This window comes from Longibacter sp. (assembly GCF_051155795.1).
Classification (GTDB): domain Bacteria; phylum Bacteroidota; class Rhodothermia; order Rhodothermales; family Salinibacteraceae; genus Longibacter.
The window spans coordinates 1-12067 of record NZ_DAXETW010000030.1 but is presented as its reverse complement, the minus strand read 5'-3'; the positions used below and the strand labels follow the sequence as shown (position 1 = coordinate 12067).

7 protein-coding genes are annotated in these 12067 nt (G+C 62.9%); all 7 read left to right on the top strand.

The window, feature by feature from the left end; all coding sequences use genetic code 11:
• Positions 1-57 precede the first annotated feature (57 nt).
• Positions 58-465 carry a DoxX family protein gene (locus ACFCU0_RS04040; protein ID WP_434972382.1) on the top strand — a complete coding sequence of 136 codons (408 nt, stop codon included), beginning with the start codon at positions 58-60 and terminating at the stop codon, positions 463-465.
• Positions 466-564: 99 nt separating this feature from the next.
• Positions 565-1005, top strand: a complete 441-nt coding sequence (locus ACFCU0_RS04035) for a DoxX family protein (protein WP_434972381.1) — start codon at positions 565-567, stop codon at positions 1003-1005.
• 53 nt (positions 1006-1058) lie between these two features.
• On the top strand, positions 1059-2180 hold the full coding sequence (locus ACFCU0_RS04030; RefSeq protein ID WP_434972380.1) for a flavin monoamine oxidase family protein: 1122 nt from the start codon (positions 1059-1061) through the stop codon (positions 2178-2180).
• Between the two features lie 235 nt (positions 2181-2415).
• Positions 2416-3012: a DJ-1/PfpI family protein gene (locus tag ACFCU0_RS04025; protein WP_434972379.1), complete on the top strand. Its 597-nt coding sequence runs from the start codon at positions 2416-2418 to the stop codon at positions 3010-3012.
• 403 nt (positions 3013-3415) lie between these two features.
• Positions 3416-6907: an FG-GAP-like repeat-containing protein gene (locus tag ACFCU0_RS04020; protein ID WP_434972378.1), complete on the top strand. Its 3492-nt coding sequence runs from the start codon at positions 3416-3418 to the stop codon at positions 6905-6907.
• A 161-nt stretch (positions 6908-7068) separates the two neighbouring features.
• The gene (locus tag ACFCU0_RS04015; RefSeq protein WP_434972377.1) at positions 7069-8394 is read left to right on the top strand and encodes a dipeptidase; all 1326 of its coding nucleotides are present in this window, start codon (positions 7069-7071) and stop codon (positions 8392-8394) included.
• A 374-nt stretch (positions 8395-8768) separates the two neighbouring features.
• On the top strand, positions 8769-12067 hold a 3299-nt coding region (locus ACFCU0_RS04010), incomplete at its 3' end, for a TonB-dependent receptor (RefSeq protein WP_434972376.1).

Genomic DNA, 12067 nt, shown 5'->3' with positions numbered 1-12067 from the left:
ATTCCGTCGTGCCGTTTGCTCTCACCCCTCACTCCCTCCCCCTGAACTATCTTCAAGATGATTGGCGATAAGCTGAAAACGTATCCGGATCTCGCGCTACTCCTCCTTCGTGTCGTATTCGGCCTGTACATGGCCATCGGTCATGGCTGGGGCAAAATCACGGGCGGCACGGAGAAATGGGCAGAAGTCGGGGGCGTGATGGGCATCATCGGGCTCGACTTCGCCCCAGCCTTCTGGGGCTTCATGGCGGCTATCTCGGAGTTCGTCGCCGCCCTACTGGTCGCAGTCGGCCTCGTCACCCGCCCGGCTTCGCTGCTCGTCGTCCTGACGATGACCATGGCCGCGACGATGCACATCGTGACTGGCAACGGTAGCCCGGAGACCGCCATCGTCTACCTGATCGGCTTCCTCGCCGTTGCTCTCTACGGTCCCGGTAAATACAGCGCCGACAAAATTCTCGGATAAGCAGGTCGGCGGGCCAACCCCGTCGGAGTTCCGGGCTTGCATCGACCTGTTGAAGCGGTTGGATCTTTCCCCGTCTGTCCCATTCGATCAGATTGAACGATGAATACGTCCCGGTGGTCTTCCGTTGATGCAGCGTTGTTGATTCTCCGCATCGGCATCGGCATCTCGTTTGTTTTCGTGTACGGTTACGAGAAACTCTTCGGCGGTCCAGAGAAGTGGATGGGACTCGGCCAGAACATGTCGGCTCTCGGCATCACGTTCTGGCCCACATTCTGGGGCTTCATGGGGTCGTTTGCGGAATTCGCAGGCGCCCTGTTCGTCATGCTCGGCCTGCTCACGCGCCCGGCCCTGGGTCTCCTCATCATAACCATGGTCGTGGCGGCGACCGGCCACATCACGGGCACGATTTCCGGCGGCCCGTGGCACGCGACGGAGATGCTGACCGTGTTCGTCGTTCTGCTTCTGACGGGACCGGGGCGGTACAGCATCGACGCGATGCTTGAGAAGAAATTCTCGGCCCCGACGAAGGAGACGGTGTAAGCACCGACCGCGCCGGGCTCCTTCCGGCTTCTTACCGACGTCGACTCGTCTCCATGCCTCGCTCCCCTGCCACATCCGCGGATGTCGTCGTCATCGGCGGCGGCGTGGCGGGATTGCTGGTGGCCCACCGCTGCGCCGCAACCGGAGACAGCGTCCTCTTGCTTGAGGCCGGTGAACGCGTCGGCGGTCGTTGCCTGAGCTTGGACGCAGGCGGCATACGGGTCGATCTTGGGGCGGCGTGGCACTGGGCGGAGCATACCCGCGTCCCACGCGTCCTCGATCGGTTCAGCCTCGCACGGATCCGTCAGTACGAACCCGGCGTGGCCGTCTTCGAATCCGGACGCAACCGACCGGTAGAACACGTCGATTGGCCGAGCACCCCGCCCCCGTCATGGCGGATCGAAGGAGGAACCCAGGCCCTCATAGACGCCGTGGCCGATGTTATTCCGGACGGAACGGTCCATTGCGGCATGCGGGTGGATCGCATCCGGCAGGCAGGCCCGGACGGCATTCGGGTGGAGGGCACCGGCTCCGAGGGGCCGTTCAGCGTCGAGGCAGCGAGATGCGCCTGCGCTGTGCCGCCCCGCCTCGTCGCGCATACGATCGACATCCGTCCCCTGCCGTCAGGCGTCAAAGACGCACTCAGGCACACGCCCACGTGGATGAGTCACAGTCTCAAGGCCGGCGTCGTGTACGACCGTCCCTTCTGGCGCGAGGACGGATGGTCCGGCCGCGTGCGAAGCCTCGTGGGCCCCATTCACGACTGGCACGACGCCACCCCGCCCGCATCACTGGCCTCCGGGGGACGCAGCCGGGGAGCCGGCGGACTCTTCGGGTTCGGCCCGCCGCTGCAACAGGGTGTATCCATGGACGATTTCCGCAAGCGGATCGTAGAGCAACTCGTCCACTGCTATGGCCCGGCGGCGCGCGATCCGGTGGCTGTGCGTGTGCAGGACTGGTCGCGGGCGCCGCGGACGACACCGTCCGCGGGGAGCGCCTGCCGGGTAGACGAGCCGACGGCTGTCCCGGCGTTGTCGCGCGAGTACTGGAATGGCCGCCTCCACTTCGTTGCTGCAGAAACCGCGTGCGACCACCCGGGCTTTCTCGACGGAGCCATCGAAGCCGCCCAGCGCTGGGAAGAGCAAACATCCGCAACGGCGTCCGCTGCCGCGTGACCGGTGACGGTAATTTTGCAGCGGTCGTCGCCCGACCGAGTTGCGCACACGCCCCCCGGTGAACCTTCAACCTTATCGATCTGAAGTGTAACAAAGCCTCAACATGGGGGTACCTCGTGCGGCAGCGCGCATCCGATGATGTCGGTGCATGAACCCATCCGCGCGGTACGATGTGTATACCCATGCCCGTAGATACACGACTCCGTTCGCACTCGACAAGCAAAGAGGTATACCGATGGCCAAAAAGATCTTGATGATCGCCGGCGACTTCGGCGAAGACTACGAGACGATGGTCCCGTTTCAGATGCTCCAGATGGTGGGGCACACCGTACATGCCGTTTGCCCGGACAAGAAGGCGGGCGAAACCGTGAAGACGGGAATCCACGACTTCGAAGGGGACCAGACCTACACAGAGAAACCCGGGCACCTTTTTGCGCTCAACGCGACGTTTGACGACATCGACGTGGCGGAATATGATGCGCTCGTCCTGCCGGGTGGTCGGGCGCCGGAGTACCTGCGTCTCAATGATGACGTGTTGGACGCCGTCCGCCACTTTTTCGATGAGGACAAACCGGTCGCGGCCGTCTGTCATGCCGCACAGCTCCTTACGGCCGCGGATGTTGTAGAAGGTCGGCGTCTGTCGGCGTACCCGGCCTGCGCTCCCGAGGTTGAGGCCGCGGGCGGTACGTACGAGGACGTCGATATGAGCGAAGCCGTTACCGACGGCAATCTGGTGACTGCCCCGGCGTGGCCCGCGCATCCGGCTTGGATCGCGGCCTTCCTTGAGGTGCTCGGCACACGCATCGATCACGCTGATCCGGTTGCCGCATGACCCCTCACCAACCGGTCGCCCAAAGCTACGCTCTGGCGACACGACGTGAGGCATGTACCAAATTTCTGCGCCGGGCCGGCCACGGTCCGGCGTCTTTCGTTGGTGGCACGATCTTCGTAGGGAGATGGACCGGACGAGTGATGTGTTGGCGTGCGCCTACCTGCACCGACGGCGTGAAGCGGTTCCCCGCCGCCTTCCAACAATCCGCCGCCACCTGCCGCCGATCCGGTGCCGGTATTCGAACCGCCGTCGGTAGACACGTAATAATGGGGCGATTGGACGAAGAGAGCGGAACGGAGCATATGTGATTCTCCGTTGGCTCCATCATACATTAACCAGTACACCTGCACTTTTCCGCCGCCACGGCCCCGGCGGGTATTCACCTACACCCTCCTGCGGAGGTATGGATCGAGACGACATCTTTCATGAAGCTGGCGATCGGCTGCCGATCGCACTTCCGTCCGGCACGCTGCTGCGGGACCAGTTTCGGATTGGCCGCGTGCTCGGTGCGGGCGGCTTCGGGGTGACGTATCTCGGCTTTGACGAACTGCTGGAGCGGCCGGTCGCGGTGAAGGAATATTTCCCGCGGCACCTCGCCGTAGACCGGACCGATACCAACTCGGTGGTGCCGCGGTCGTCGGCGCAGGATCAGGACTTCGACTTCGGTCTTCAACGCTTCCTTCAGGAAGCGCGGACACTCGCCAAATTTGAGGACCACCCGAATATTGTGCGGGTGCGGACCTTCTTCGGCGAGAACGGGACGGGCTACCTCGTGATGAACTTCTACGAGGGCTACACGCTGGAAGAATATATTGAAGCCCAGTCAGGCTGGCTACCGGAAGAGGAGGCGCTCTACATCATCCACGACGTCCTCGACGGCCTGCAGGCTGCCCACGACGCCGGCGTTCTTCACCGTGATATCGACCCGTCCAACATCTACCTCACGGAAGACGGGCGCGTGGTTCTCCTGGACTTCGGCGCGGCACGAGCTGCAGTTGGCGAGCGAACGCAGACGCTGTCCGTGATGCTCAAGCGCGGATACGCCCCTCACGAGCAGTACCACTCTCGTGGAGAACAGGGGCCGTGGACCGACATCTACGCGTCCGCTGCGACCCTTTATCGGACCCTGACCGGCTACAAGCCACCGGAGGCGCCGGCTCGGGTGATGAACGAAGATCTCGTGCCGCCGATCGAAATTTCTCCCAGCCTGTCTGAGCAGGTTAACGATGCCGTCGTCGCGGGACTGGAGGTTCTCCCGCAGAACCGCCCGCAGAGTATCGAAGCCTTCCGCGACCTGCTTCCGCCGCCTCCCGGCATCACGGCCGCAGCGTGGATCGATGGAAACCCTCGACCTCACGATCACGACCCCTCCCCGGCCGATCTCGGAGAGGCCGTCGTCCAGGTACGGACCGATGCCGACTGCCGGCTCTACGTCAACGGCCGCGTGTCCGAGATTCTTGAGGCCGGACAGACCGTGATGCTGAACCTGTCGCGCGGATCGCACCGGCTTCGCGCCGTCCGTACCGACCGGGCCGCCTCCTCTGGCGGAACGGCCACGCTGACGACGACGGCGACCTCGACCGGCGGAAGTCAAGGCGATTACGTCTCGCTGCACGATCTTATTTGGCAGTCGGAGATCAGCGCCTCCCCGGACAGTCCGACCGCCGTTCACGTCACGTTCGGCACGGAAGGTCCCGAACTGCCGGATCCAGGGACGTCCGCTTCGTTTCGTCCGTCCAGCGGTAGCGGTGCAACGAGAACGTTCGCCTCCGATGCATCCGAACAGGAAGAAGCGGTGTCCGTGAGTGCCGACGGAGCCGACGGGGACGCCATCCCGGCAGCGAAGGAAGAAGCGAGCCGCGCTACCCGCGTTTCTCGCGCGACGTCTGCGGGTTCGTCGGACGCGTCCGAAGCCGACGCCACCGGCACCGCCGATACCTCCAGACGGACCCGTCGAAACGACCCGGCCGAAGATTCGGGCGTTGTGTCGAAGGGCAGCCGGTCCCCGGCGGCCGAAGCAGCTGCCGGGACGGAGGGAGCGACCGCGCAATCCGACATTGCCGTTGCCCTACACCATGCCTCACGTGCCGCGAAAAAGGCAGGTCGCCGTGCGCTCCACGGAGCGACCCACGCCCTGAGCCGGACCCGCGAGGTGACCACGACCACGGCCCGGACGATGGCGCGCCGCATAAAGACCGTCGAGTATCCGGACTTCCTGATTCCATCCTCGAAGAACGGATCGACGTCCGCGACCGACGAAGCCGTCGATTCTGATCGTGCGGCCGATCGTCCAGCCGCCGATACGCGTTCACCCGCCGATACAACGGCGGCACTGGGTACAATCGTCCGGAAGCGGCTGTCCGACCCGAGACTTCAGGTCGGCGGCGCCGCTCTGCTTGCCCTTCTGCTGATCATCGGCGGATGGTGGGCCTTCCTCGGGAGTGGCGCTCCCGCCCAGCCAACGAATCAGCCCCCCGTTGCCGGCGATGATCTGGCCACCACGCAGGCCGACGTCGTCACGATCAACGTGACCGCCAACGACCAGGACCCGGAAGGCGGTAGCGTGCGCCTCGCCTCCGTGACGGCACTCCCCGGTAGCATCGGTGCGGTCTCGCAGGTCGACAGCGCACGCATCGAGTACCGTCCTGCGGAAGGGTTTGCCGGCGTCGCGGAGATTCGCCACACGGTCATGGATCCCGACAGCAACTTCGCATCCGCCACCGCTCGGATTCACGTCCCCTTCGCCGGTGAGCCCGCCCGCGTCTTCGTCGCTCCCCGGGACCCGCAGATGCTCGCCCCGGCCGACGTCGACGGCGACGGGACTCTCGACCTTCTGACCGCCACATATGCGGGTCACCGCGTGCTCCTGTTCTCCCTGAACCGGGACGAACCGGTCGTTGTGATGGATGGAGCGGAAGGGGCCATTGATGCGTCCTCGGCCGACATGGACGCAGATGGAGACATGGATGTCCTCGCCGCCGCCTTCCGGGACGACGCCGTGTACATCATTCAGAATGTGTCGTCGGATGGCGAACTGGCCTTTTCTGAACCAATAGCGATGCCCGGCGAAGTCAAGGGCGCGCTTCTGGCGCAGCCCGCGGACGTAAACGGGGACGGACAGCTCGATGTGGTAGCGGTGTCGCGCATCGATGGCGAAATCGTGTGGTTCGAAAATCGAAGTGCGTCCGGCGGCTTCAAGTTTGCCGAGGCGCAGCCGATCGCCAGTTCGTTCGGCGGTCTCGAAGCCGTCATCGTCGCGGATATCGACGGCGATGGCGACCCAGACGTAGCATCGGCGGACTATCGCGACGACACCGTCGCCTGGCACGAGAACACCGGCAACGGTTCGTTCACGACCCACATCGTCGACGAAGCCGCTACGGGCGTGATCGCCGTTGCAGCCAATGATGTAGACGGCGACGGACTGCGGGACATGCTCGCGAGCACGGCGACGGATGACCGGGTGGTCTGGTACCGACAGATCCCTCGCGACTCTGCGGACACGGGCCCAGCAACCTTTGGAGAAGCGCAGCTCGTGTCGGATAGCGTGAACGAGCCAGAATCCATCGCCGTCGCGGATGTAGACCATGACGGCGACAATGACGTTCTGTCTGCTTCCTTCCGGTCCGGTATCGTCGCGTGGCATGAAAACCTCGGCGAGGGCACCTTCGGAGCGCGCCACATGATCACCCGCGATGCGCCGGAAGCGCTCGCCGTGCTGCCGGTAGACCTCGACGGAGACGGTGATGTTGACATCGCCGCCGCGTCGCAGGGGGACGACCGAATCACATGGTTTGAGAATGCCATCCGGTCCGTGCGTCCTTCTGTTCAGGTCGCCGCATCGGACACGACGGACTCCACGTCTGTGGAAGCGACGCCTCCTGAGGCGCAGTAATCGTAAGGAATCGGGTCGGTTGCGTAGTAGCGAGGCCATAGCGTCTGCACCCGCAGGGTGCGGGCTTTGGCATGACGCAAATGCGCCGGGTCGACCGCGCTCACATCTCTGAACGTCACTGTTCGGGCGCTTGTCCTTCTTCCGCATTATGCCGGACCGACATGCCTGCGTCTGCCCGCGTGCTTTCCCTGATTCTTGTCGTCCTGCTCGTATGGCCCGCTGTCGGGTGCCGGGCGCAGATGCCGGACCAGACCACGGGCGATGCATCTCCCGAGGGCCCGCGCGATACGCTCGATCAGCCCGTTTCGGCGTCGGTTGACGGCGACACCATTGCCTGGCCCGCGGCCCGCGTGACGGCCCGAGTGGTCGACGATTCGCTCTGGGCCGAAGCACTGCGCATCCATTTCAACGCCATCGTCCTGGACGGGCACGTGGACGTCCCGATGCATATGGTCGATGATGCGTACCGTCTGGACCGCCGGCACTCACGCAACCGCAGTCACGTTGATCTGCCGCGGATGCGCGAGGGAGGGCTGGACGCGGCCGTATTCGCTGTATACGTCGCGCCCTACTACGGGGAGGGCGATCGGGCGGTCGCCCGGGCCCGAGAGCAAATCCAAGAGGTGCGCCGCCAGGTTGGAGCAGCGCCGGGTGTTGACCTCGCCCAAAGCGCCGATGATGTGCGAAGAATCACGCGTGAGGGGAGAGAGGCGATCGTACTGGGACTGGAAGGAGGTCACGCCCTTGCCGCATCCACGGACACACTGCAGAGCTTTGCGCGCCAGGGAATTCGCTACGTGACGCTCACGCATGTCAACACGAACCGGTGGGCGGACAGCTCGCAGGATGAACCCGAGCACGGTGGCCTCAGTCCCCTCGGTCGAAAGATGGTTTGGGCGATGAACGACCTTGGCGTCGTTGTGGACCTTGCACACGTATCCGACTCGACGTTTTTCGACGCCATCGAGGCCAGCCGGGCCCCTGTGATCGTAAGTCATTCATCGAGTCGCGCGTTGACGCCCACGGTCCGGAACGTGAGCGATAAACAGATGCGGGCCGTCGCGCTGAATGGCGGCGTCGTCATGATCAACTTCTTCGACGCGATGGTGAACCCGCACCTCGGCGCAGACGTGTTCGAGGAGGCCCGCCGTCGTCTCACCGCCTCGGGTCGGGGACTGGCGTATTTGTGGTCGGCCGTTTACGACATTCGGCGCGAACGCTCTATTTCCGGTGCCACATGGGGCGACGTGGTAGACCACATCGATCATGCCGTGCAGGTGGCCGGCATCGACCACGTCGGCATCGGGTCGGACTTTGACGGCGTATTCGACCTGCCGCGCGGATTGGACGACGTGACTGACCTGCCGTACGTGACCTACGGACTGCTGCGGCGCGGCTACTCGGAGGCAGAAGTCTACAAGCTCCTCGGTGGCAACCTCCTTCGCGTTCTGAAGGAGACCGAGGCGATGGCGCAAGAGGCGCCCTGAGATACAGGACGGCTGTCCGGCCGGCACATCAGGAAACAGGTCCGTTACGAAGCGTCGGCATCGCGTAATCGTGGGTTTAAACTTCGGAAAGTCAAATCCGGACATGACGCCACGTTGACGATAGTGATATGAGAGGGCTACCAAAGTATCATCAAATAGTTATGCATCTTCGGTTCATTGAAGAGCCGAGAGACAGCGGTTTATGTTCACTGGTGCGCTCTCGGTGGACCGGGGTCGGCGGTCGAATGAGCCGGCTCAGTACTATGCGTCAGTGGGCTTCTGCGGTGTATACGTAACGTAGATCCGGCCACAGATGGATGAAGGTCATCGGGAGTGTATGCCTGCCACTTTACTCATAAAGCATACACAGTCCGATGAAACGATGGGCTACGATTCCCATCCTGCTTGCCATCTTTTTGCTGGCGTCCACAGCGCCGGCGATGGGGCAGGGGGTAACGACCGCCACGATGCGCGGTCAGGTCACCGATGAAGCCAGTCAGTCCCTCCCCGGCGCCAATGTGGTGGCCGTGCATGAGCCATCCGGTACGCAGTACGGTACGACGACGAATCCGAACGGTCGCTTTACGCTGCCCAATATGCGCGTCGGTGGCCCGTATCGTCTTCGCGTCACGTTCGTTGGATACGAGCCGTACACGCAGACGGGTCTTCAGTTAAGCCTGAATCAGGTCTATGAGCTGGATGTCCAGCTCCGGCCCGCCACCGAGGAGCTCGAGGGCGTGGAGGTTACCGCCGAGCGAGGAGGCATCTTCAATGCCGAGCGGACCGGCATCGAGCGCAGCATCGGCGCCGACGAGATCGACTCCGCTCCGACGCTAAGTCGAGACCTGGCCGACTACACCCGGCTAACGCCGCAGGCGTACGTTGAAAACGATGACGACGACGGTCCGGCCATCTCGATTGCCGGCCAGAACAATCGCTACAATTCCATTTTCATTGATGGCGCCGTAAACAACGATGTGTTCGGCCTCTCGGCCCAGGGCACGAACGGCGGTCAGACCGGCATCACGCCGATCAGCCTCGACGCGATCGAAGAGTTTCAGGTTTCGATCTCACCGTTCGACGTTACGCAGTCGGGCTTCACGGGCGGTGCCATCAACGCCGTCACGCGTTCGGGGACCAACCGGTTTAAAGGGTCGGTCTACTATTTCGGCCGCCGCGACTGGTTGACAGGGCGCGATCCACTTGCCGGCTCCGACGGTGTCCGCGGTCGCCTGAATCAATTCACGGACGACCGGTACGGCTTCCGCCTGGGCGGACCCATCATTCAGGACGAGCTGTTCTTCTTTGTCAATGCGGAGTACCTGGACCGGGCGACGCCGCAGCCGTACGCACCCGGCACGTATACGGGCGCATCGGGTGAAGACACGTTCCAGCAGATCTCGTCGGTTCTGCAGCAGGAACTGGACTTCGACCCCGGGTCCTTCCGCGACAAGACGACAACTGTCGAGAGCCCTAAGGTATTCGCGAAGCTGAACTGGAATATCAGCCAGAATCACCGGCTCATGGTCCGTCACAGCTACACGAAGGGCGAGAACACCGACCAGTTTCGAAGCGGTGGCGATGACATCAACTTCACCTCGCGCGCCGAGGTGTTTCCGAGCACGACGAACTCGACCGCCATCGAACTGAATTCGACACTGGGCAACAATATGTCGAACAAGTTCATCGCCGGCTATACCCGCGTCCGGGATGACCGAAACGCGGCGGCGATTTTCCCGACGGTGGATATCGATGATGGCGCAGGCAAAATCAGCCTCGGCGCCGAGCCGTTCTCAACCGCCAACCTGCTGGAGCAGGACGTATTCACGGTCACGAACAACTTCAGCTACTTCGTGGGCGACCACACCATCACGGTGGGGACGCACAACGAGTTCTACGAGATTTTCAACACGTTCATTCCATTCAACTACGGACAGTACGAGTTTTCCAGCCCGGATGACTTCCTGCAGGCTGTTTGTGCGGCGGGATCGGGCGGTAGCGACTACTGCCAGTCGAATTTCCCGGGCGGTGCGACCGCGCCTTCGAGCACCGTGCTCCGCGGCTTCTCGATTCCGGATCTCCGGGACGGGACCGGACAGTTTGGCGACAACGCCAACAACGCCGAGGCCTTCAACGCTTTCCAGCTCGGCATCTACGCGCAGGACGAATGGCGCGTCACGGACAACCTCCGGCTCACGTTCGGCCTGCGTCTCGACGTGCCGAAGATTACGACCGAGCCGCCGTTCTACAGTGATGAGTACGACGGCGTAGACGACAACGACGGCGTGTTCGAGTCAACGCTCGAGGCCGTGCGGACCGGGCAGGAGGTCGACGTCGAAGCCGACCCGAACAATCCGGTTGTGACGGATGTGACGCTCACCGATGTGGCCGGCTTTGATGGGTACAGTCTCGGTGGCGCCGAGCCGGGCGCGACGCCCGACGCGCAGTTCCTGCTGTCGCCGCGGTTTGGATTCAACTGGGACGTGCAGGGAGATCGCGCCACACAGATTCGCGGTGGTGTCGGTATCTTCACGGGCCGCGTGCCGTATGTCTGGCCCGGAGGCATGTTCTTGAATAACGGCGTCTCCAACGGATTCCTGTTCAACATCGGCAATAACCCGTTCAGGCCGGATCCGTCAAACGGTCTCTCACCGCTGAACTTTGATGATGACCTGACGGCCGAAGCACTGGCACCGAGCGGTCGACTTGAGATCTTCGAGGATGACTTCAAGTACCCTCAGGTGCTTCGAACCAACCTGGGCATCGATCAGCGTCTTCCGTTCGGCTTCGTCGGCACGATTGAGGGTCAATACACGAACACGCTCAGCAACCTCACGATCACGAACGTAAACGTGAAACCGGCGAACGCCACGCTCGACGGTCCCGACAATCGCCCGATCTGGGCATACCGGGACGAGGACGGCGACATTGACCCGGAGGAGGCGCTGATCGATTCGCGGTACGACGTGATTCACCGGGTCGGTAGCACGTCGAAGGGATATGCCTACGACATCACCGGCCGCCTGCAGAACCAGGTCGATACGAAGTACGGGACGTTCAGCGGATCCGCCTCCTACACGTACGGTGACGCGTTTACCGTCAACGACGGCACCTCCTCGCAGATCAACTCGAACTGGGAGGACATCGAGAACGTCAACGGCCTCAACAACGTCGGGACATCCCGATCCGACTTCTCGATCGGCCACCGCGTGCTCGCTACGTTCACGTATCAGATCGGCGGATCCTCGCTCTCGCTTCTTTACAATGGAGAATCCGGCCGTCCTTTCTCATACATCATCGGTAACAGTGCGGATGACGGTCTGGTCGGCGCCGGTGGCGGCGGTGATGATCGGGCGCTCTTTTACGTACCGGAAGACGCCGGCAATCTCGAGTTCGTCGACACCAACGTTCGGGGCGTGACCGTGACGGCAGCCCAGCAGGCACAAGCCCTCGATGCGTTCGTCAGCGGGATCGACGCCCTGTCGGAAAACCGGGGTGGATATATGGAGCGAAACGATGATCGAACGCCGTTCGAGCACGTCATCGACCTGCGGTTCCGCCAGGAGATCTTCGGCAGCTTCTTCGACGAGACGTTCGAAGATGGCCAGCGGCTGGAGTTTACGCTGGATATCTTCAACTTCACCAACCTTCTCAACAAGGACTGGGGACGTCG